The organism is Thermoleophilum album, assembly GCF_900108055.1.
GTDB lineage: Bacteria > Actinomycetota > Thermoleophilia > Solirubrobacterales > Thermoleophilaceae > Thermoleophilum > Thermoleophilum album.
In genome coordinates this window covers 558,186-578,944 of the sequence record NZ_FNWJ01000002.1, presented here as the reverse complement: position 1 = coordinate 578,944, position 20,759 = coordinate 558,186, and the positions used below count along the sequence as shown (strand labels likewise).

Sequence of the window (20,759 nt, the reverse complement as noted above, 5' to 3'; positions counted from 1 at the left end):
TGCCCCGCCGTGCCAGCCGAACTGATCGACGGCAGCGCCGTTGCCGCCCGCGTTAGAGAGCGCGTGAAGCACGGTGTTGCCGATCGCCTCGGGCGAGGTCTGCCGGCTCCCGGCTTGGCGACGATTCTGGTCGGCGAGGATCCCGCCTCGGCGATCTACGTGAGCCGCAAACAGGAGGCTTGCCGGGAGGTCGGAATCACGCCCTTCGACCACCGGCTGGCGGCTGACGCGCGAGCCGACGAGATCGCCGCGCTGATCGGTCGCTTGAACGCCGACCAGCGTGTGCACGGGATCCTCCTGCAGCTGCCGCTACCCCATGGCCTCGACGCGGCGCCGCTGATTGACCTCATTGACCCCGCTAAGGACGTCGATGGCCTGACGACGATCTCGCAGGGGCGCTTGCTAAGCGGCCGGCCCGGTCTGCGGCCCTGCACACCACGGGGCGTGCTCGAGCTGCTCGACGCCTACGAAGTGGCACTCGAGGGTCGCGAGGCGGTGGTGGTGGGGCGCTCGCAACTGGTCGGCAAGCCGCTCGCGCAGCTTCTTCTGGAGCGCAACGCGACGGTCACCGTCTGCCATTCGCGGACCCGTTCTCTCGCCGCGGTCTGCTCCCGCGCCGAGGTGTTGGTCGCGGCGGCGGGGGTGCCGCGCTTGATCGGCCGTGAGCACGTGCGAAGGGGGGCGGTTGTGATCGACGTCGGCATCCATCGGCTGGCAGAGGGCTTGTGCGGCGACGTTGATCAGTCGGCAGTGCGTGACAAGGCCGCCTTGTTGACGCCCGTACCGGGTGGCGTCGGGCCAATGACCGTCGCGATGCTGCTCGAGAACACGCTGCTCGCGGCGGAGCAGCAAAGCGGAGCGGGCGGTGGCGCGAGCAGCGACCGGCCGGGTATGTAACACTGCTCGATGTAACAGTCCGCTCGGGCGCAGGAGGAGTAGTTCCGTGGCACGTTGGGGCAGCGAGGGCAGGGTCGTGATGATCACGGGAGCCGCGCGCGGCATCGGGCGCGCGGCAGCCGAGCGACTGGCGCAGCGCGGCGCGCGGCTCTCGCTGGTCGGGCTCGAGCCGCAGCGTCTCGAGCAGCTTGCGCAACGACTTGGTGCCGAGCGGGCAGCCTGGTTTGAGGCCGACGTGACCGACCGCGCGGCGCTCGAACGCGCGATCGCGGGCACGCTCGAGCGGTTCGGCGCGCTCGACGTGGTGGTGGCCAACGCCGGCATCCACTTGATCGGGGCGGTGGCGACCGCGCCGCTTGAGCAGCTTGAGCGGGAACTCGAGGTCAACTTGCTGGGCGCCGTTCGCACCGTCAAGCTCGCCTTGCCGCACGTCGTCGAGCGGCGCGGCTATGTGCTCGTGGTGGCGTCGCTCGCCGCCGCCACGCACCTGCCGCTGATGAGCGCCTACGCGGCGTCGAAAGCCGGGGTAGAGGCGTTCACCAACTCCTTGCGCCTCGAGCTCGCGCACACCGGCACGCGCGTCGGCTGCGCCTACTTCGGCTTCATCGACACCGACCTCGTGCGTCGCAGCTTCGAGCACCCGTCGACGAAGGTTGGCGAACGCACCCTGCCGGCGTTCCTGCGTCGCCCGATTCCGGTGGAACGCGCGGCCGCGGCGATCGAGCGTGCCGTTGCGGACCGCAAGGCGCGGGTCTGGGCGCCTCGCTGGGTCGGAGCTGTGCTGGCTTTGCGGGGATTTCTGCAGCCCCTCTCGGAAGCGGTCGCGATCCGTCGCGGCACGATCGCCGAAGCGGTTCGTCTCGCCGACCCCGAGGTCGTGCAGACGGTCCAAGATCCGCGCCTGGGGATTGCCGTCGCCGAGTCTCGAGATGAAGCGCTGGCCGCAGAGCCGCAGGCGCCGTCCGATCGGCGCCGCGACGAAGGCGTCGCCGACCGCGCCGCTTAACGAACGGCGACGGTGGCGGGGGCTGGCGGTCCCAGCACCAGCCGCTGGGAAAGGCCCCGCCAGTTTCCCGCGTGCGCGAGCGCCGCATATTGGCCGGGCGCAGCGGTGCGAACCAAAAGCCGCGCCACCCCGCGGCGATCGGTGCGGGCACGGAAGCCCGCGACCGCCACGACGGCGCCTGCCACGGCGCGCCCCCGCCGGCTGACGCGTACCTCGATCTTCGCTAGCTGCTCGGCGCCCTCAGCGATCGCTCGGGCCGCCAACACGCGGGCTCGCACCAGCAGGCCCGGCCGACCGCTCGCGCGCACGAAGTGCAGCATCGCGACCCAGCGACCGAACGTCGGTTGCGCGGCTAGGGGGGCGATCAGCCAGTGCAGCTGGCCGCCGAGCAGGCGTTCGTAGTGCAGGCCTTCGGACTCGCCCGCCACCTGGCCGAGCGCAATCTCGAGTCGCCGCCGGCCGCTGCGAGGATCGACAGCCCAGACTTCGAAGCCAGCGTCCTGGCCAGCTAGGAAGAGCCTGCCGCCGACGAACGCGGCGCCAGTGACGCCGCTCGGCGGCACCGCTCCCCGTAAGCGCCGCACGGCGCGCAAGGGCCGTCCCGTCGGCCAGGCACGGGCAGGCGCGATCTCGCTCGTGCGGTAGGCGAGCAGGTCGCGTCCCGACGACGTCCAGGCAAGCTCGGAGTCGGGGGCCACTTCTACCCACATCGCCTTGGCGATTTCGCGCCGGTCGAGGAGCACCAGGTAGCGCCAAGCCAGCGCGTCGGGATCGACCACCGCGAGGCCACCCCGTTGGCAGGTGTTGCCCTTGCCAGGCACGTAGCACTCCAGAGGCAGAAGCAGCCGGCGGCGTCGGCGCTCGAAGCCCGGGTCGCCGATGTGGTTGAAACCGATCGCTGCCGCGACGTCGGCGGGAATCGCCTGCGGACGACCGTCGAGTCGGCGGCCGCTCGCGTCCGTGCGCCAGATCCCTTGGGCAAAACCGGCGAAGAACAGGAAGCGGCCGTCGCCGGTGAGCCCCTGCCAGTAGTCGGTCGGCAAACCCGTGTAGCCGGTGAGGAGCCAGCGACCGGGATCGCGCACCGCGCCGGCAGCAGACGCCGCCGGTGCCGTCAGCAGCAAGGCCGTTAGTGCAGTAGCCATTAGTGCGCTCACGCGCTCGGCAGTACGCGCGGTGGAAAGCACGATGTTGCGAGCGAGCTGCACAGCTCGCCTCACCCTAGTGGCGCTGGCGGGGACCGGCAGCTGGGTCGCTGGCTACGCTGCCGCACGTGCGCCTCGAACGGTTGACCCCGGGCGAGTGGCTGGCGGCGCTGGCCGCCACCTTGCTGCTGGTCGACTTGCTCGCGCTCCCGGCTGACGGCAGCCGACGCGCCGCGCTAGCCGACCCTGGCGCTATCGACCTGTTGCTGGTCCTGGCCGCCCTTGCCGGCATCGCGATTTGGTTGGTGGTTGCCGCTTCCGATACGCCCGCTCTGCCGGTTGCCGGCACCGCCTGCGCGGGCCTGTTGGTCGCGGTCGCCGCGCTCTTGGCTTCCGCACGAGCGCTGCACGAGGCCGGTGACACGGCATTCGGCGGGTGGCTCGCCGTGGCCCTGGCCTGGCTCGAGCTGGCCGGGCTGTGGGCGGGCTTGCGTGACGAACGGCTAGGTAGTCCGCAGGATCCGCGTGATCAGACGGGCGCGCGCGTGGCGCACGAAGCGCTGCCCAAGGTCGAACGCCTGCCCGCGCCGCCGATCTCCCAGGAGGGCGCCGCCGGAGCGGGCGAGCGACCGTAGAATCGCCGGCCGTGATCGACCGCGACCAAGTCCTGCACGTGGCACGGCTCGCGCGCTTGCGCTTGAGCGACGAGGAGGTCGAGCGGTTCACTCGTGAGCTCGGCACGATCCTCGAGCACGTCGAGCGGATTCAGCAGCTGGACCTCGAGGAGGTGCCGCCGACCAGCCACGTGGTCGCCCTCGAGAACGTGCTCCGGCCGGACGAGCCCGGTCCCTGCCTGGAGCGCGAAGTCGTGTTAGCGCAGGCCCCCGACGCGGCCGAGGGAGGCTTCCGCGTGCCCAGCCCTGGGGCGTCGTGATGACGGCGATCGTCGACCTCGACGCGCACGGGCTGATCGAGGCGTTGCGTCGCCGGGAGCTGGCGCCCCGCGAGCTCTTCGAGACCTACCGAGCGCGTTGCGAACGGGACCCGCTGGGCGCATTTCTGTGGGTGGCCGAGGAGGCCAGACCGATCGATCCCGGCGCACCGCTGGCCGGCGTGCCGCTGGCCGTCAAAGACATTTTCTGCATCGAGGGCGTTCCGACGACTGCCGCCTCGCGGATCCTCGAGGGCTACGTGCCGCCCTATACGGCGACCGTCGTGAGTCTGCTCGAGGCTGCTGGTGCGCCGACCCTCGGCAAGACCAACATGGACGAGTTCGCAATGGGCTCGTCGAACGAGAACTCGGCCTTCGGTCCGGTGCGCAACCCGTGGGATCGCGAGCGCGTCCCCGGCGGTTCCTCCGGCGGCTCGGCCGCGGCCGTCGCGGCGGGTCTGGCCCCGTGGGCGATCGGCACCGATACGGGCGGCTCGATCCGCCAGCCGGCAGCGCTGTGCGGAGTGGTCGGTCTGAAGCCAACCTACGGTGCGTGCTCGCGCCACGGCATGATCGCCTTTGCTTCGTCGCTCGATCAGGCCGGGCCGATCGCTCGCAACGTCCGCGATTGCGCGCTTTTGTTGCGACACATGGTGGGACGCGATCCGGCCGATGCGACCTCGGTCGGTTTACCCGAGGAGGTGCGCATCCCGCAGGCGGATCGCTTGGATGGCACACGGCTCGGCGTGGTGGTGGAGTTGATGGGGGAGGGCATCCAGCCAGGCGTACGCGCGTGTGTCGAGCGAGCGCTCGCGGTGGCCGAGGAACTGGGCGCGACGGTCGAAGAGGTGCGACTCCCGCACGCCCCCTACGCGATCTCCGCTTACTACGTGATCGCACCGGCCGAGGCGAGCGCCAACCTGGCTCGTTACGACGGCGTCCGCTACGGGCTACGCGTCGACGCGCCGGACCTCACAGCGATGTACGAGGCGACTCGCGCGACCGGCTTCGGAGCGGAGGTGAAGCGACGCATCATGCTCGGCACTTACGCGCTCTCGTCGGGCTACTACGACGCCTACTACGCGACCGCGCAGCGCGTGCGCACGAAGATCGTCGAGGACTTCAAAGAAGCTTTCTCGCGCGTCGACTTGATCGTCGCGCCGACCTCGCCGACGGTCGCCTTTCGCCTCGGCGAGAAGCTCGCTGACCCGCTCGCCATGTACCTGTCGGACGTTTGCACGGTGCCGATGTCGCTCGCCGGCATCCCCGCGATCTCGATCCCCGCGGGATTGGCGGAAGGCCTGCCCGTGGGCTTGCAGATCGCAGGACCCGCCTTCTCCGAGAACCGGATCCTCGAAGCCGCCTACGCGCTAGAGCAGGCGCTCGCGTTCAGCGGTGTGCCGCGACCGCTGGCGGAGGTCGCGACGTGAGCGCGCAGCCGGCGAGCACCGCTGTTTCGCAGCTCGAACCGGTGATCGGTCTCGAGATTCACGTGCAGTTGAACACCCGCACGAAGATGTTCTGTGCGTGCCCGCTGGCTTTCGGCGGGGAGCCGAACACGCGTATCTGCCCCGTCTGCCTCGGTCTGCCTGGGGCGTTGCCGGTTCCCAACGCCGAGGCCCTGCACTTCGGCTTGATGATCGCACTGGCGTTCGCCTGCGAGGTGGCCCCGCGCGCGATCTTCCACCGCAAGAACTACTTCTACCCCGACCTCCCGAAGGGCTACCAAATCAGTCAGTACGACGAGCCGCTGGCTCGCAACGGCAGGCTCGGCGACGTTCGCATCCACCGCGTGCATCTCGAGGAAGATGCGGCGAAGCTCGTTCACGCTTCTAGTTCGGGGCGGATCCACGGTTCCGAGGCGTCGATCGTCGACTTCAACCGCGGCGGCACTCCGCTCGTCGAGATCGTTACCGAGCCGGACCTCCGCAGTCCCGAGCAGGCCGCCGAGTTCGGGCGGCTGCTGCAGGCGACCCTGCGCCGCCTGGGCGTGTCCGACGTGAACATGGAGGAGGGGTCGCTGCGCATCGACGCCAACGTCTCCGTCCGTCCGCGCGGTAGCGAGCAGCTCGGCACCAAGACCGAGCTCAAGAACTTGAACTCGTTCCGCTTTCTCGAGCGGGGACTGGCGGCGGAGATCGAACGCCAGCGTGCGCTGCTCCAAGCGGGCGAGCAAGTCGTGCAGGAGACGCTGCACTTCGATCCCCGCAGCGGTTCCCTCACCGCTATGCGCTCGAAGGAGGAGGCGCACGACTACCGCTATTTCCCAGAGCCCGATCTAGTGCCGGTGGTGCCGACCGAGGAGATGCTTGCGCGTGCGCGGCAGGCAATTCCCGAGCTGCCCCTTGAACGCGCTGAGCGCTTCGAGCGCGAGCTAGGTCTCGCGCCCCAGCTTGCCCGCATGCTCGCTTACCGTTTTGAGCTGGGTGACTTTTTCGAGCAGGCGCTCGCCGCCGCCGACGGTGTCGATGCGCGCGCGCTCGCAAACTGGACTACCAACGAGCTCGCGGCGCGCCTCGGCGAGCGCGACCCTCAGGAGACGGCGCTGACGCCGGCTGCGCTCGCATCGCTGGTCGCGATGGTGCAGCAGCGCCGCGTATCCGCTGCCGCCGCTAAAGAGCTGCTCGACCGCCTCGTCGAGGAAGGCGGCGAGCCCGAGCGCCTGGTGTCCGAGCTCGGTCTCGAGCTTGCCGAGGCCGACGAGCTGGAGGCAATCGTCGAACGCGCGATTCGTGAGAACGAGGACGCGGTGGCGAAGATTCGAGGCGGCAAGGTGCAGGCGATCGGGGCGATCGTGGGGGCCGTTATGCGCGCCACCCAAGGCCGCGCCGACGGTGCCGAGGTGCAGCGACTCGTGCGCGCAAAGCTCGGTCTCTGAGCTCTCGACGCGACCCGCTCGGCGGTCACTGCTGCGTCCCTATTCTTGATCGCAAGGCCGCACCTGCGGTCGGCAGAGCAGCGAGAGGAGGGCAGCGATGGGCAAGCTGGTGCGTCTCGACGCGAGCGGTCACAGCGAGCTCGCGGAATGGACGGTCAGCGACCAACACGCCTACGAGCGAGCACGTAGCGAGTTCCGGAGGCAGCTGGAGCTCGGTTACATCGGCACGGTTCCGGAGGCACCCGGTCGGGCTCTGCACGTGCGCGAGTTGCCGCGCGACGCCGAGCTCGTGATCATGCGTCGGCCGATCGCTGGCGGCTGATCGGCCGCGGTGTCTACCTCGCTCGAGGGGCGGGCGTCGCAAGCACCTAGGCCTGCCGGCTCCGGCGGGCTTGCGGAGCTCGCCCGTGTGCCTTGGCGGTCGCTGGTCGGTCCGCTGAGTCTGCGCCGCCGAGCGCTCGCATGGACCTTGTGGACCTGGGGGTTGGCGCTGCCCTTCGGGGTGGTCGCGTGCGTGCTCGTCCTGCTTGACCTGCGCGCGTTGCCCTTAGCGTGCGTGGCGGCGGCGCACGCGCTACTGATCCCGATGCTCCACGTGCGCCGCGGCGCTACCGTGCTGCGGCGACCGGCCGCGCGCGCCGGCGGCGCCGCGGAGCAGCGAGCCCTCGGGTTGCTCGGCGACCTCTTGGGCCACGAGGCGCGCGAACTTTGTCGGGAAACCGGCTACGCGGTGGAGCGGGGACAGCTCGGCACGTGGGTGATCGGCTGGCACGGTGCGGTGCTCGTAGAGCCCGGTGCGCGCCGCTGCCACTGTTTCTGCGTGCAGGTCGATGGCGAAGATCTGCCGTCGGCCGATCGCACGGCGCACCTGCTGCTTGCCCTCCGGGAGGACGAGCGCGGTTTCGCGACGGTGGCGAACCACGTGTGGGCGGGAAGCACGAGGCGCTTGCGCCGGCGGCTCGACGCAGTTGCACGACAAGCGCTCGACAGCGCTATCCGCCAGCAACGACGGGCCTCGACGGCCGCTTGAGCCGCGGCCTGCCGAGCCCAGTACTTTCGGTAGCGATGTGGTCTCCCCGTGCAACTAGCGATCGTGGCACGCCGCGCGCCGGAGGCGCGACTTGACGCTCGCTGACGGCGAAGGCGTCGCTGTACGTCGCGGACGTATTACGGAGCTCCGGCGTGCGCACGAGTTTGCGCGCGCTGCTGCCAAGGCGTGGCGCGATCAGTGCGATGTGGCGAGCGCGAGCTTGGCAGCTAGAACGCGACCATGGGAGCAGGAGGCCGGGCTTCAGGAGTTTCTGGCCGCGCAGCCGGGCGCGTCCTTCTGGCTGTGCGAACGCGCGGGGGAGCTTGTCGGTGTGCTGCGCACCACCCGCTTCGAGGGGATGGAGGAAGCGCTCGAGCTCACTGTCGCGCGGGAGTACGCGGGGCGCGGCATCGCGCGGCGGCTGCTCGAGGCGGCGTGGCCCGGTACGCCGACCCCGGAGCTCGGCCGCCTCGCGGTCGTGCCGGGTGCGGCACGCGACCTCGGCCTGTTCATGTCGTTCGGCGTAATGCCAGTAGCTGGCAGCTGGCAGCTGCGCTTACCCGCCGCTGCCTACCGCGAGCGACGGGCAAGCGAGCGCGTCGACGAACAACGCGTGCCGGTGCACGTGTTGGAGCTTGCAACCGCTCTCGAGGCCTGGCGTGAGCTGGAACCGCCGGCGCTCGGCTACGCGCGGCCGTGGTTGCACGAGTGGTTCGGGCGGTCGCGCGTCTGCCTCGGCTTGCTCGGGCACGGCTCGACGCCGCGCGCCGTTTGTTGGGTGAGCGCCGACGGCGACATCGGACCTGCCGTCGCGTGGTCGGCGGAAGAGCTGGTGCCGGTCGTCCTGGCTGCCCTCGACCGCGTCGCAAGTACCTGCGATAGGGAGGCGCTCGAGGTGCGTTGCAGCACCGCCAGCTGGTGGTTGCTGCGTCGCCTGCACGTGCTCGGCTTCCGTGTTGCGGCGACCAACTGGGTGCTCTCGTCGGTGCCGCTGCCCGCCACCGACCGCTACCTGCCAGTGCAGCCGCCGGTGCTGCTCTAAATGCTCTAAAGGGTCACACGGCCGTCGCGGGCGGCGACCGCTGCGCCCGCGGGTGTGACAGCCAGGCAGTCGGCAGCCAGTCAGTCGTGACGGCAGCTGGTCGCACAGGCTCGCTGGTCGTGCGAGCTAGCTGGTCGTACAAGGCACCTGGCCATGCCAGACTTGCGGTGTGCGCTCAAGGTTGCGCGGACACCGCAGTGCGCTGGCCTCCTTCCTGCTGCTCGCGGTGCTCGGTTGGTTGCTGTTCAAGCTCGTGCTGGGCGCGGTCGTCTTCTTCGCGTGGTTGGTCGCGGCGGTGATCGTCGCCGCAGCGCTGTTCTGGTTCGCCCTCGCGGCGCGCTGACCGTGGCCGGCGGGGCTTACCTGGCGATCGCCTTCTTCTGCGGGCTCTCCGCGGGGATCGTCGGGCGCATCAAGGGCAGCTCGTTCCTCATTTGGTTTCTGATCGGCGCGGTGCTGCCACTGCTTGGCACCGTCGCGGCGCTGCTCTACCGCTCCGAGCGACTCGAGCCGCGTCGCGCCTGTCCTGGTTGCGGCGTGTCGTTGCCGATCTCCGACCAGGTGTGCATGCGCTGCGGGCTCGACCTGCCGCCGCCGAGCGAGCTCTCCGAGCCGCCAGCCTGAGTGTCGCGGCCGCTCGCTGACCGCGATCGGGGGTCGTCGAGCCGCTGGTACACTCGCCTGCGCCGGGCGCACGCTAGGGGGCGATGCGCACCGATGCGAGCGGCGAATGCGAGCTGTCGACGCGATCATCGAGTGTCTCAAGGCGGAGGGGGTCGAGCATCTCTTCGGCATCCCCGGCGGCGCCAATTTGCCGACCTACGACGCCCTCTACGACGCCGGGATCCGCCACATTCAGTGCCGCCACGAGCAGGGTGCGGGGCACGCCGCCGAGGGGTACGCGAAGGCCTCCGGAAAGGTGGGCGTGGCGCTTGCGACCTCCGGGCCGGGAGCCACCAACCTGGTCACGCCGATCGCCGACGCGCACATGGACTCGGTGCCTTGCGTGTTCATCACCGGCCAGGTGCGTACTGAACTGATCGGCACCGACGGTTTCCAGGAGGCTGACGTAACCGGCATCACCATGCCGATCGTCAAGCACTCCTTCTTGATCCAAGATCCCCGCGAGATCCCCCGCACGATCCACGAGGCGTTCCACATCGCGCGTACCGGCCGCCCCGGTCCCGTGCTCGTCGATATCCCGCAGGACCTCTCGCGGGCCGATATCCCCTACGAACCGATCGACCTCGACAAAATCTCGCTCCCTGGGTACCAACCCACCACCGAGGGCAACGCCAAGCAGATCCGCCTCGCCGCCAAGGCGCTGGCGAACGCTCGGCGTCCGGTGATCTATGGCGGCGGCGGCATCATCAACGCGAACGCTGCCGAGGAGTTCCGTCAGTTCTGCAGCTCCGACAACTTCCCGGTCACGCTCACCTTGATGGGGCTCGGCGCGCTGCCCGGCGACCACCCGCAGTTCCTTGGGATGCTCGGGATGCACGGTACGCGCGCCGCCAATTACGCGATGGACGAGGCCGACTTGATCGTCGCGATCGGTGCGCGCTTCGACGATCGGGTCACCGGCAAGCTCTCGGAGTTCGCGCCCCGCGCGAAGTTCGTACACATCGACATCGACCCGGCCGAGATCTCGAAGAACGTTCCCGCCCACATCCCGATCGTCGGCGATGCCAAGAAGGTGCTGCCGAAGCTAACTGCCGAGTATCGGGCGCTCGGTGCCGACCCCAAGCGGTTAGATGCCTGGTGGGAGCGCATCCGCGGTTGGCAGAAGAAGTACCCGCTGCGCTACGACGACACTCCAGACGCGGAGATCAAGCCGCAGCGGATGATCGAAACGCTCTACGAGGTCACGCAGGGCGACGCGATCATCACCTCCGACGTCGGGCAGCACCAGATGTGGTGCGCCCAGTACTACAAGTTCAAGCGGCCGCGCCAGTGGATCAATTCGGGCGGCCTCGGGACCATGGGTTTCGGCCTGCCGTCGGCGATGGGCGCGAAGGTTGCGCGACCCGACGAGACCGTCATCTGTGTGGCCGGCGACGGTTCGTTGATCATGACGGTCCAGGAGCTCGCCACCTGCGTGACCGAAAACATCCCCGTCAAGGTGTTCATCATGAACAACGGCTACCTGGGGATGGTCCGGCAGTGGCAGGAGCTGTTCTGGAACCGCCGTTACTGCGCCGTCGAGATGGGGCCGAGCCCCGACTGGGTGAAGCTCGCCGAGGCGTTTGGCTGCAAAGGGATGCGCTGCACCGACAAGAACGAGCTCGCTGACGCGATGCGCGAGGCGATCGAACACGACGGTCCGGTGGTTCTCGACGTGCACGTGACCCGCGAGGAGAACTGCTTCCCGATGATTCCCGCCGGGGCGCCGGCGCGCGAGATGGTGGGCTGAGGAGCGGCGATGGGGGAGCCCGCCACCAGCGAGATCCTCGACCTCGACCGTCTGCAGGCGACCGGTGGTCTGCGTACCGGTCGTCGGCACACGCTCTCCCTGTTGGTCGAGAACAAGCCGGGAGTGTTGGCTCGCATCGCCGGGTTGTTCGCACGCCGTGGTTTCAACATCGACTCGCTAGCGGTCGGGCCCACCCAGGACACGACTCTCTCGCGGATCACGCTGACGGTCGACGGCGCGCAGCATCCGATCGATCAGGTCACCAAGCAGCTCCACAAGCTGGTCAACGTGATCAAGATCCGTGATCTCGAGCCGGAGGAGAGTGTCCGGCGAGAACTCGCGTTGTTCAAGATCGCTGCCGACCCCGAGAGTCGCGCCCAGGTGATGCAGCTAGCCGACATCTTCCGCGGGCATGTCGTCGACATCTCGCGCCGCTCGATCGTCGTCGAGCTCACCGGTACGGACGACAAGATCGAGGCCTTCGAAGAGCTCGTGAAGCCGTTCGGGCTGATCGAGATGGTGCGCACCGGCGAGATCGCGGTCGCGCGCGGGCGCTCCGCGACCTGAACGTCACGCCGGTGGGCAGCGCGGTCGCGCCGCAGCTCACCGAGGCGCTTGCGGCGCTCCGCGGGTTGTGCGCGACGCCAGCGCGCCGAGCTCGCGTCGTCAACCCCCTCGCATGCGTGGTGCGCGAACTCAACGCCGCCATCGACCCCACGCTCTTGGCGTGGCGGTTGCGGGGAGCGGGCGAGCCGTTCCTCGCTCTCGAGGTACCAGACCGCCGGGGCTTCGCGATCGCCGGAGTCGGGTCGGTAGGTCGCATCGCCGCAAGCGGCGGGGAGCGGTTCGAGCGGGCGGCGGCGGCCTGGCGGGCGGCGGTGCGTGGCGCGCGCATCGATGCGGACGTTACGACCGCGGACGCCCCGCTCGCCCCGCTCGCGCTCGGCGGCTTCGCGTTCGCCGCGGACGGTGCCAGCTCACCGGAGTGGGACGACTTCGCCTCGCTTGAGTTCGCGTTTCCGGAGCTGCTGCTAGTGCGCGAAGGGGGACGCGCGTGGCTGGTTGTGCAAGCCCGCACCGGACGACCGCGTGCGCTGCACGACGGCACGCTGGAGAGGCGCCTGTGCGCGCTAGCTGAGCTGCTCGATGGGGGGCGGATGCCGAGCGCCCCGCTGCTCGACCCGAGCCCGCTTGGAGCGCCGCGCATCACGAGCGTGCTTGCACCCGAGCATTTCGAAGAGTCAGTGCGGCGAGCCACGGCGATGATGCGCGGACGGGGGCTCGAGAAGGTGGTGCTGGCGCGACAAGTCCGCGTCGATGCGCGGCAACCGCTCGACCCGCTCGCCCTGCACTGCGCACTGCGTGAACTGTTTCCGTCCTGTTACTGCTTCTTGGTCGCGCGCGGCCAGAGCGCCTTTTTCGGTGCTAGTCCCGAGCTGTTGGTGCGGCGGGAGGGGCTGCGACTGCAGACGGTCGCGCTCGCCGGCACCGCTCGGCGCAGCGCCGACCCAGCGGTGGATCGGCACCTCGGCGAGCGCTTGGTGCGGGATCCAAAACAGCGTGTCGAGCACGAAATCGTCGCGCGGCGGATCGCGCAAGCGCTCGCCCCAGTAGCGCTCTGGGTGACCCTCGCCGAGCAGCCGCAAATAGTGCGTGTACACAACGTCCAGCACCTGGCGACGCCGATCCGAGCGCAGCTCCGGGAGCCGCTGACGCTGCTCGAACTCGCCGGGCACCTGCACCCGACCCCGGCGGTCGGTGGCGAGCCGCGAGACCGCGCGGCGGCCGTGATACCGGCTCTCGAAGGGCTCGATCGTGGCTGGTACGCCGGGGCTATCGGAATGGTGGATCGCGAAGGTGGCGGCGAGCTGGCGGTTGCGCTGCGCTGCGCCCTGGTGCGGGGTGCAACCGCCCGCCTGTTCGCGGGCTGCGGGATCGTGCCCGCTTCCGATCCGGCGGACGAACTAGCGGAGACCGAGGCGAAGCTGGGGGCGCTGCTGCCGCTGTTCGGCTGAAGCGTCGGGGAAGCGCAGGCTGCCGGCGCGCCGGCCGATCCGCGCGATCAGATCCCCAGTGCGCGGCGGGCGACGCTCGCCGCGCGCTGGCGCAGCTCGCGGTGTACGAGACGGTTGCGGGGACGCTCGCTGCGGACTCGGATCAGGCTCGGTTCGCGCAGCGCAGCAAGCAGCTGCTGCGGCTCGCGGGCCTCGACCAACGGGAGGTCGGCGAGGCGGGCGATCGCCTCGAAGTCGAGGGGATGGGGGGTCGCGACGTGGCGCTCGTAGAGGTCGCGGGGCGTGTGCTCGGCGACCGGCAAGAAGTCGAAGATGCCGCCCCCGCCGTTGTCGACGCAGACCACGGTCATTGCGACACCGGCGGCGCGTGCTGCGACCAGACCGCCGAGGTCGTGCAGCAGCGCTAGCTCGCCGATCAACAGAAACGGCCGGCGCCCCGAGGCGAGAGCGGCACCGGCGCAGGAAGAGACGACGCCGTCGATCCCGTTCGCGCCCCTGTTCGCGAGCACCGCTACGTCGACGCGGCGCCCACGCGCGAAGGCCTCGACCTCGCGGATCGGCAGGGAGCTCGACAACCACAAAAGCGCACCGTCACCGAGCGCGTCGGCCAGCGTCGCAGCGACCGCCGGCTGGTCGAGTTCGCCGCGGGTGAGGCACCGCCGCAAGTGGTCGGCTATGAGCTCGGCGACGGCCGCGTCGGCTGCTCGCCAGCGCGCAAGCCAACCGTTGCGGGCGTTACCAAGCAGCGGGCGGGCGGTCCGGGCGCTTGCGCTTATTCTCCGTTGGTCGGCGAGCGCCGCGAGCAACGCGCTGGCTAGCGCATGTGGGTCCGATGCAACCACGAGCTCGGCGCGTCGCGTCGGCTCGTGCCAAGCGAGCCACGGGTCGCAAACGATCTGCGGCCACTCGCTGAGCGCCGCGCGCAGCGGCTTCGAGGTCGGGGTCTCCCCGAAACGCAGCACGAGCTCCGGTGCGAGAGCGCGACGCAGGCCGTCGTCGGACAGCAAGAGGTCGTAGTGGTGCACAGCGCAGTCGGGAACGTGCGCGCCGAGGCGGAGCCCCGAAGTCGGTTCGGCGAGCAGCGGCCAACCTAGCTGCGCCGCCAGGGCCGCGATCGCGCGGGCGGCGTCTGCGCTCGCGGCCAAGTGACCGCAGATGACGAGGCCCCGCTCGACGCTGTGCAGGCGCCCGGCGAGGCGCTCGACGAGCGCTGACGGTGGCGTCGGCGGGGCCAGGGCGACCTCCTGCCAGGCGGCCGGCAGGGGACGGCCCTCACGCAGATCCCGAGCGGAGGGTGCGCTCGTCGGAGCGGGCGCCGGTGCGAGCGGTTCACGCAGCGGAAAGTTGAGGTGGACCGGACCGGGACGCGGGGCCAGAGTCCGCGCGTACGCGCGACAGGCGAGCGAGCGGTGGTAGAGCAGCGCGTCACTACCGGGGGGGTGGTTGCCGACCTCGACGAACCAGCGCACCGCGCTGCCGAAAAGTCCCAGTTGGTCGATTGCCTGTCCCGCTCCCGTCTCGCGCAGCTCGGGTGGCCGATCAGCAGTCAACAGCAGCAGCGGCACGTTCCCCTGAGCGGCCTCCGCGACCGCGGGATGCAGGTTGGCGGCGGCCGTGCCCGACGTGACGGTCACAGCCGCAGGCCGTGCCGAGGCACGCGCGGCGCCGACCGCGAAGAAGCCGGCACAGCGCTCGTCTAAGACCGAGATGGCGGGCACTCCCGCGGTGCCAGCGAGCGACAACGCGATCGGTGCGTTGCGCGACCCCGGGCTCGTCACAGCGAGCGCCAAACCGAGCCGCGCGAGCTCGTCGGCGAACGCGATGAGCGGCTCGTAGGTCGGGTTGTCCAACCACCTGCGCGCCACGCCGGGCTCGTCGACGGTCGGCTGGCGATCACTCATGTCACCCTCCGCGCCCCGCTCGTCGCTGCGGTCTCCGCAACCACCTCAGCGCCGAGCCCGCGAAGCGTTGCCTCGTCGCACGGCACTCCTAGGCCCGGCCCGGCGGGAACGGGTGCGACGCCGTTGGCAGGCGATGGCAGCAGCGCCCTCACCGGGCCGCTGAAGAGGCTGAGAGTGGCGAGTCCCGAGGCAAGGCGTAGCCGCTGCTCGGAGGCCAGCTGAAGGGCGGCTGCGAGACCCCAAGGTCCGTCGAGGCTGCTTGCCAGGTACGGCTCGAGACCAGCCTCGCGAGCCGCTTCGATCGCCTCGCGGGCGGCCCGTACACCGCCTGCCCGCGAGAGTTTGACGCAAACCGCGTCGCACGCTTCAAGAGCCGCTGCCCGCTGCACGTCGCGTGCGTCCGCAACCGCCTCGTCGGCGGCGATCGGCACCGAAACACGTGTGCGCACTTCGCGCAGCTCCTCGAGTGTGCGACACGGCTGCTCGACAAGCTCCAGGTCGAAGCGCTCGAGACGTCGAATCGTGGCCACCGCCTCGTCGACCGACCAGCGCCCGTTGGCGTCGACACGCAACGCCGGCCACGAGCCGACCGCTGCGCGCACCGCCGCCACCCGCTCAAGATCGTCCGGTAGGCCGACTTTCAGCTTGAAAGTTGAAAAGCCCGCACGGACGCCTTGGCGCGCTCGCTCAGCGACCTCTTCTGCAGGTCCGGCGGTCAGCGTCACGTTAACCGGCACCGTCTCCGCGACTACGTGGCAGAGTGCGCTACCAGCTCGCCGTGCTTCTAGGTCGAGGCGAGCGAGCTCCTCGCAGGCGCGCGCTTGGGGAGGCCGGCGACCGCGGCGACTCGTCAGCGCGACGAGCACCTGCTGCGGGTTGCTGCCGTCATAGGCCGGCAGCGGCGCAGCCTCGCCAATCCCGCAGGTCTCGCCATCGGTCAGGGTGAGCAAGAACAGCAGGCGCGAGCGCAGCACGCCGGTGGCGCTGATGAACGGCGTCTCGAGCGGGAGCTCGAGACGCCACACGCGGCGAAGCAAGGGACGCATTGGTAGCTGTCAGGCTAGGAGCAGCGCGGCCGCAAGCAGCGTTGCGTGGGCCGCTAGCAGCCGCCCGGTGGCAGCGAGGGCCTCGTTCAAGGTCGGTCCATCAGTCGCTTGGAAGACGGCAACCAGGGGCCGGCGGGCGAGCGGTGCGGCGAGCAGCGACACCAGCGCCAACGCCGGCACGGTGCCCGCCGCTACATAGGCGACCGGCAGCGCCAGGGCCAGCGCAATCATCGTCGCGTACAAACGGCGTGCGCGCTGACGCCCGAGTCGCACCGCCAGCGTGATCTTGCCGGCGCGGCGGTCGGTCTCCATGTCGCGCACGTTGTTGACCACGAGGATCGCTGCCGCCAGCAGACCTACCGGTACCCCCAGCAGTACGGCGGCCAGGTCGAGTCGCTCTACCTGCACGTAGTACGAGCCACCGACCGCTACGAGACCGAAGAACACAAAGACGAAGAGCTCGCCGAGCCCGGCGTAGCCGTAGGGGCGCGGCCCCCCCGTGTAGAGAACGCCGGCCAGGATCGACGCGATGCCGATCACCAACACCCAGATCCCGGCAACCGCAGTCAGGTAGAGACCGCACGCGACCGCTGCGGCGAAGGCGACCCAGGCGCCGGTCAACACGCGACGCGGCGGCAACAAGCCGCCAGCCGTCACGCGCACCGGTCCGAGTCGATCTTCGCGGTCGGCGCCGCGCCTGGCGTCGGAGTAGTCGTTGGCGAGGTTCGTGCCGATCTGGATCAGCAGCGAGCCGCTGAGCGCGGCGAGGAAGCGCGGCAGTGAAAAGTAGCCGTCGCGCGCTGCGAGCGCGGTTCCGACGAGCACCGGCGCGACCGCCGCAGGGAGCGTACGCGGTCGCGCTGCGAGCAGCCAAAGCCGCGCGGTAGAGGGTGCAGCGCGCGTCGCCTCGCCCGTCACGGGCGGCGCGGGAAGCGACCGAAGTCGGGGCGGCGGCCCTCGAGGTAGGCGTCGCGTCCCTCCTGGGCCTCTTCGCTCATGTAGAAGAGCAGGTTGGCGTCGTGCGCGAGCTGCTGGATCCCGGCGAGCCCATCGTCGGCGGCGTTGAAGCTCGCCTTCAGAAGACGCAGCGCGAAGGGGGAGAGCTCGAGCATCTCGCGACACCAGCGCACGGTCTCGATCTCCAGCTGCTCCACCGGCACGACGGCGTTCACCAGCCCCATGCGCAGTGCCTGCTCGGCGTCGTACTGGCGGCAGAGGAACCAGATCTCTTTCGCCCGCTTGAGCCCGATGGTCCGCGCCAGCAAGCCGGCGCCGTAACCGCCGTCGAAGCTGCCGACGCGGGGACCGCTCTGGCCGAAGCGGGCGTTGTCGGCAGCGATCGTGAGGTCGCACAGCAGGTGCAAGACGTGACCACCGCCGACCGCGTAGCCCGCGACCATCGCCACGATCGGCTTCGGCAGACGGCGCATCTGAATATGTAGGTCCGTCACGTGGAAGCGGCCGACGCCGCGTCTGCCCGCGGCGTCCTCCTGACCGACGTACCCGGACTCGCCGCGCACGCGCTGATCGCCGCCGGAGCAGAAGGCCAAAGGTCCCTCGCCGGTGAGGATGATCACGCCGACGTCCGGATCCTCGCGGGCGCGCTCGAAGGCGTCGGCGAGCTCGACCACCGTTTTCGGGCGGAACGCGTTACGAACTTCGGGGCGGTCGATCGTGATCTTTGCGATGCCGTCCGCCAGCTCGTAACGGATGTCCTCGTACTGCGCCGCCGCTTGCCAGTCCGCGCCCGGAAGGATCGTTCGCTTGGCCTGTGCGTCGGCCCAGGCGGCGCGTGCTTGGCGGTCCGTGGCGGCCATCTCTGGGCCCGAAAAATACAGGCGACCGCGCTCCTTCGATCGAACCAGCGGCAGTCTGGTAGCCGGTGCTGGGCGTTCGTCGGCGGCGCGGTCGGCGTGCCAAGCTGAGGTTGTGAGCTCCGATCCGAGACGCCCGCCGACGCCCGCGGGGGAGCGTGGTTGCGGGACCTCGGTCGCCGTCGACGGCGACCGGGCGCGGTCGGTTAGTGCGTTGCTTGACCGCAACGCTCGCCTGTTTGGCGACCACGTGGCCTTGACGCACGCCGGCGCCACCTACTCCTGGCGCGATCTGCACGGTCTCGTGCAAAAAACGCTCGCGGACCTGCGCGCCCGCGGGGTGGCGCCTGGCGAGCGGCTCGCCGTGCCGCTCTCCGCATCGATCGAGTCGGTCGCGCTGCTCTGGGCCGCGGCGGCGCTCGGCGCGACGATCGTCGCGCTCGACCCTTCGGCTCCTCGGGAAATCTGGGAAGCGCGGGCCACCGCAGCGCAGGCGACGTGGCTGGTGGTTCCGCAGACAGGCACCGATCCGCGTCTCGCGCGCCTGGGCGGCGTCGCGCCCTCGGCGAAAGCTGCGCCAGCGCCGCTGACGGTGGTCTTCACCTCCGGCAGCGGTGGCCGACCCAAAGCGGTGCCGTTGTGGAGCAAGCAGTACTTGGCGAGCGCCGAAGCGACGGTCGCGGCGCTCGCGCTCGTTGCTACCGATCGTTGGCTCGCGGTGATGCCGATGTTCCACGTTGGCGGCCTTGCGATCCTGTTTCGCGCGCTGGTCAGCGGCGGCGGCGTGGAACTTCACGAGCGCTTCGTCCCGCGTTTGGTGGCCGACCGCCTGCGCGGCGGGGAAATCTCCTTCTGCTCGCTGGTGCCAACAATGCTGGCCCGGCTCTTGCCCCTACTGGAGCCTTCCGGGGCGGACCAGATGTCGCGGCTTTTGCTTGGCGGCGCACCGGTCCCTTCGCAGCTGCTTCGCGTCGCCGAGCAGCTCGGTATCGGTGTCTACCGCGCCTACGGCATGACCGAGACGGCTTCGATGATCGCCCTCGCACGTCCTGGCGAAGAGGGGGCGGAGCCGCTGCCTGGTGTCGAACTGAGGATCGAAGGCACCAAACAGTCCGGCGAAATCCTCGTGCGGGGACCGATGGTGTCGCCGGCCGCCACCGACCGCGAAGGTTGGTTGCACACCGGTGACGTGGGCTTTCTTGACCGCGCCGGCCGTCTCCACGTCCGCGGCCGCCTCAAAAACATCGTGATCACCGGTGGCGAGAACGTCTCCCCGGAAGAGGTCGAGCGAGTACTTGAGGAGCACGAGCAGATCGCCGAGGTGGGCGTCGCGGGGGTACCGGACCCGGAGTGGGGTGAGCTGCTCGTGGCGCTGGTGGTGCGGCGGGCGCGCTCGCGAGCGCTAGGCAGCGACGCCGAGCTCACGGAGTCGGTCCGTAGCTTTTGTCGTCGGCGCCTTGAGCGTTACAAGGTGCCAAAGCGGGTCTTCACGGTTGCCGCGCTGCCGCGGACCGCGACCGGCAAGATCGACCGGTCCGCGCTGACCGCGCTCGCCCGCAGCCTCGCGCAGGCGGCGGGATAGAGTGCCGGCGATGATTTACGACAAGGACGCCGATCTCGAGAAGCTGCGGGGCAAGACCGTCGCGATCATCGGCTACGGCTCCCAGGGTCACGCGCATGCTTTGAACCTGCGCGACTCGGGCGTCGACGTGGTCGTCGGTCTGCGCCCCGAATCGTCTTCGCGCGCCGAGGCCGAACGCGAGGGCCTGCGCGTACTACCGGTGGCGGATGCCGCGCGCGAGGGCGACGTCGTGATGATTTTGATCCCTGACGAGCGTCAAGCCGAGGTTTGGGAGAGGGAGATCCGGGAGGGAATCGCGCCGGGCAACTTGCTGCTGTTCGCCCACGGTTTCTCGATCCACTACGGCCAGATCGAACCTTCGAGCGATGTCGACGTCGGCATGGTCGCGCCCAAAGGCCCCGGCCACTTGGTACGCCGACAGTTTCAGGAGGGAAAGGGCGTGCCCGGGCTCGCCGCCGTTCACCAGGATGCGACCGGTCAGGCCCGCGAGTTGGTGCTCGCCTACGCCAAGGGCATCGGCTGCACCCGAGCGGGGGTGATCGAGACGACCTTCCGGGAAGAGACGGAGACGGACCTCTTCGGTGAGCAAGCGGTTCTCTGCGGGGGGTTAACGGAGCTCGTGCGCGCCGGCTTCGAGACGCTCGTGAAGGCCGGCTACGACCCGCGGCTCGCCTACTTCGAGTGTCTGCACGAGCTGAAGCTGATCGTCGACCTGATGTACGAGGGCGGCATCACCGGCATGCGTCACTCGATTTCCAACACCGCTGAGTACGGCGACCTGACGCGCGGTAAGCGGGTCATCGGTGAGCCGTCGCGCCGGGCGATGAAGGAGATCCTCGCGGAGATCCAGTCGGGCGAGTTCGCGCGCGAGTGGATCGCCGAGAACCGCGCTGGCGGCGAGAACTTCCAGCGTCTGCGCGAGGAGGGTAAGCGGCACCAGATCGAGCAGGTCGGGCGCGAGCTGCGCGCGATGATGCCGTGGATCGCCAACCGCGGCTAGCGCTCCGCGGCGGCACCGCGCCCACCGAGTGGGTCGCCCACGGGCTCCGGTAATCTCGC

21 protein-coding genes are annotated in these 20,759 nt (G+C 69.9%); 16 read left to right on the top strand and 5 right to left on the bottom strand.

Annotation, left to right across the window (positions count from 1 at the left end):
* Nucleotides 1–9: 9 nt before the first annotated feature.
* Both folD and BLW41_RS08855 read left to right on the top strand, forming a co-directional pair.
* A complete protein-coding gene (folD, locus tag BLW41_RS08860) occupies nucleotides 10–897 on the top strand; it encodes a bifunctional methylenetetrahydrofolate dehydrogenase/methenyltetrahydrofolate cyclohydrolase FolD (RefSeq protein ID WP_093118285.1) in 888 nt (295 codons plus the stop codon).
* Between the two features lie 46 nt (nucleotides 898–943).
* Complete coding sequence (locus BLW41_RS08855) at nucleotides 944–1,903, top strand: short-chain dehydrogenase/reductase (protein ID WP_093118283.1); 960 nt, start codon at nucleotides 944–946, stop codon at nucleotides 1,901–1,903.
* Here the strand turns inward: BLW41_RS08855 and BLW41_RS08850 are convergent.
* Nucleotides 1,900–3,111: a hypothetical protein gene (locus BLW41_RS08850; protein WP_093118281.1), complete on the bottom strand. Its 1,212-nt coding sequence runs from the start codon at nucleotides 3,109–3,111 to the stop codon at nucleotides 1,900–1,902. The genes BLW41_RS08855 and BLW41_RS08850 overlap by 4 nt on opposite strands.
* A 65-nt stretch (nucleotides 3,112–3,176) precedes the next feature.
* On the opposite strand from BLW41_RS08850, the gene BLW41_RS08845 reads away from it, so the two are divergent.
* The 12 genes from BLW41_RS08845 to BLW41_RS08795 all read left to right on the top strand — a co-directional run bounded on the left by BLW41_RS08845 (nucleotide 3,177) and on the right by BLW41_RS08795 (nucleotide 13,357).
* On the top strand, nucleotides 3,177–3,683 hold the full coding sequence (locus tag BLW41_RS08845; protein ID WP_093118279.1) for a hypothetical protein: 507 nt from the start codon (nucleotides 3,177–3,179) through the stop codon (nucleotides 3,681–3,683).
* Between the two features lie 11 nt (nucleotides 3,684–3,694).
* Nucleotides 3,695–3,982, top strand: coding sequence for an Asp-tRNA(Asn)/Glu-tRNA(Gln) amidotransferase subunit GatC (gene gatC / locus BLW41_RS08840; protein WP_093118277.1), 288 nt, complete (start codon nucleotides 3,695–3,697; stop codon nucleotides 3,980–3,982).
* Nucleotides 3,982–5,409: an Asp-tRNA(Asn)/Glu-tRNA(Gln) amidotransferase subunit GatA gene (gatA, locus tag BLW41_RS08835; RefSeq protein ID WP_093118275.1), complete on the top strand. Its 1,428-nt coding sequence runs from the start codon at nucleotides 3,982–3,984 to the stop codon at nucleotides 5,407–5,409. Before gatC ends, gatA begins: the two co-directional genes overlap by 1 nt.
* Nucleotides 5,406–6,857, top strand: a complete 1,452-nt coding sequence (gene gatB / locus BLW41_RS08830; RefSeq protein WP_093118273.1) for an Asp-tRNA(Asn)/Glu-tRNA(Gln) amidotransferase subunit GatB — start codon at nucleotides 5,406–5,408, stop codon at nucleotides 6,855–6,857. The genes gatA and gatB overlap by 4 nt, the downstream gene beginning before the upstream one ends.
* A gap of 97 nt (nucleotides 6,858–6,954) precedes the next feature.
* Entirely contained in the window at nucleotides 6,955–7,179 is a 225-nt protein-coding gene (locus BLW41_RS08825; protein ID WP_093118271.1) for a hypothetical protein, read from the top strand.
* A gap of 9 nt (nucleotides 7,180–7,188) precedes the next feature.
* Nucleotides 7,189–7,887, top strand: a complete 699-nt coding sequence (locus BLW41_RS08820) for a hypothetical protein (RefSeq protein WP_143038672.1) — start codon at nucleotides 7,189–7,191, stop codon at nucleotides 7,885–7,887.
* 220 nt (nucleotides 7,888–8,107) lie between these two features.
* Nucleotides 8,108–8,929: a GNAT family N-acetyltransferase gene (locus tag BLW41_RS08815; RefSeq protein ID WP_177169439.1), complete on the top strand. Its 822-nt coding sequence runs from the start codon at nucleotides 8,108–8,110 to the stop codon at nucleotides 8,927–8,929.
* 169 nt (nucleotides 8,930–9,098) lie between these two features.
* Nucleotides 9,099–9,272, top strand: coding sequence for a hypothetical protein (locus tag BLW41_RS10985; RefSeq protein ID WP_177169438.1), 174 nt, complete (start codon nucleotides 9,099–9,101; stop codon nucleotides 9,270–9,272).
* A 2-nt stretch (nucleotides 9,273–9,274) separates the two neighbouring features.
* Nucleotides 9,275–9,553, top strand: coding sequence for a hypothetical protein (locus tag BLW41_RS08810; RefSeq protein ID WP_093118266.1), 279 nt, complete (start codon nucleotides 9,275–9,277; stop codon nucleotides 9,551–9,553).
* Nucleotides 9,554–9,659: 106 nt separating this feature from the next.
* Nucleotides 9,660–11,342 (top strand): biosynthetic-type acetolactate synthase large subunit, encoded by a 1,683-nt coding sequence (gene ilvB / locus BLW41_RS08805; RefSeq protein ID WP_093118264.1) that lies wholly within the window; start codon nucleotides 9,660–9,662, stop codon nucleotides 11,340–11,342.
* A gap of 9 nt (nucleotides 11,343–11,351) precedes the next feature.
* Nucleotides 11,352–11,909 (top strand): acetolactate synthase small subunit, encoded by a 558-nt coding sequence (gene ilvN / locus BLW41_RS08800; RefSeq protein WP_093118262.1) that lies wholly within the window; start codon nucleotides 11,352–11,354, stop codon nucleotides 11,907–11,909.
* 11 nt (nucleotides 11,910–11,920) lie between these two features.
* Nucleotides 11,921–13,357, top strand: a complete 1,437-nt coding sequence (locus BLW41_RS08795; RefSeq protein ID WP_177169437.1) for an isochorismate synthase — start codon at nucleotides 11,921–11,923, stop codon at nucleotides 13,355–13,357.
* 47 nt (nucleotides 13,358–13,404) lie between these two features.
* On the opposite strand, the gene menD is transcribed toward BLW41_RS08795, so the two are convergent.
* From menD to menB, 4 genes are read right to left on the bottom strand one after another with little or no spacing between them, the layout of a single operon-like run.
* Entirely contained in the window at nucleotides 13,405–15,258 is a 1,854-nt protein-coding gene (gene menD / locus BLW41_RS08790; protein ID WP_093118258.1) for a 2-succinyl-5-enolpyruvyl-6-hydroxy-3-cyclohexene-1-carboxylic-acid synthase, read from the bottom strand.
* On the bottom strand, nucleotides 15,255–16,304 hold the full coding sequence (locus BLW41_RS08785; RefSeq protein WP_093118256.1) for a mandelate racemase/muconate lactonizing enzyme family protein: 1,050 nt from the start codon (nucleotides 16,302–16,304) through the stop codon (nucleotides 15,255–15,257). Before BLW41_RS08785 ends, menD begins: the two co-directional genes overlap by 4 nt.
* A gap of 9 nt (nucleotides 16,305–16,313) precedes the next feature.
* Entirely contained in the window at nucleotides 16,314–17,222 is a 909-nt protein-coding gene (locus BLW41_RS08780) for a 1,4-dihydroxy-2-naphthoate polyprenyltransferase (protein WP_093118254.1), read from the bottom strand.
* Entirely contained in the window at nucleotides 17,219–18,121 is a 903-nt protein-coding gene (menB, locus tag BLW41_RS08775) for a 1,4-dihydroxy-2-naphthoyl-CoA synthase (RefSeq protein ID WP_093118964.1), read from the bottom strand. The genes BLW41_RS08780 and menB overlap by 4 nt, the downstream gene beginning before the upstream one ends.
* Nucleotides 18,122–18,233: 112 nt before the next feature.
* Between menB and BLW41_RS08770 the strand changes: the two genes are divergently transcribed.
* Together BLW41_RS08770 and ilvC are read left to right on the top strand one after the other, a co-directional pair.
* Nucleotides 18,234–19,700, top strand: a complete 1,467-nt coding sequence (locus tag BLW41_RS08770; protein WP_177169436.1) for a class I adenylate-forming enzyme family protein — start codon at nucleotides 18,234–18,236, stop codon at nucleotides 19,698–19,700.
* A 1-nt stretch (nucleotide 19,701) separates the two neighbouring features.
* A complete protein-coding gene (gene ilvC, locus BLW41_RS08765; RefSeq protein ID WP_093118250.1) occupies nucleotides 19,702–20,700 on the top strand; it encodes a ketol-acid reductoisomerase in 999 nt (332 codons plus the stop codon).
* Nucleotides 20,701–20,759: the final 59 nt, after the last annotated feature.

Excerpts from the sequence above, each read along its gene's own strand:
- gatA (WP_093118275.1), top strand. The coding sequence starts at position 3,982 with ATGACGGCGATCGTCGACCTCGACGCGCACGGGCTGATCGAGGCGTTG.
- BLW41_RS08825 (WP_093118271.1), top strand. The coding sequence starts at position 6,955 with ATGGGCAAGCTGGTGCGTCTCGACGCGAGCGGTCACAGCGAGCTCGCG.
- ilvB (WP_093118264.1), top strand. The coding sequence starts at position 9,660 with ATGCGAGCTGTCGACGCGATCATCGAGTGTCTCAAGGCGGAGGGGGTC.
- ilvN (WP_093118262.1), top strand. The coding sequence starts at position 11,352 with ATGGGGGAGCCCGCCACCAGCGAGATCCTCGACCTCGACCGTCTGCAG.
- menD (WP_093118258.1), bottom strand. The coding sequence starts at position 15,258 with ATGAGTGATCGCCAGCCGACCGTCGACGAGCCCGGCGTGGCGCGCAGG.
- BLW41_RS08785 (WP_093118256.1), bottom strand. The coding sequence starts at position 16,304 with ATGCGTCCCTTGCTTCGCCGCGTGTGGCGTCTCGAGCTCCCGCTCGAG.
- menB (WP_093118964.1), bottom strand. The coding sequence starts at position 18,121 with ATGGCCGCCACGGACCGCCAAGCACGCGCCGCCTGGGCCGACGCACAG.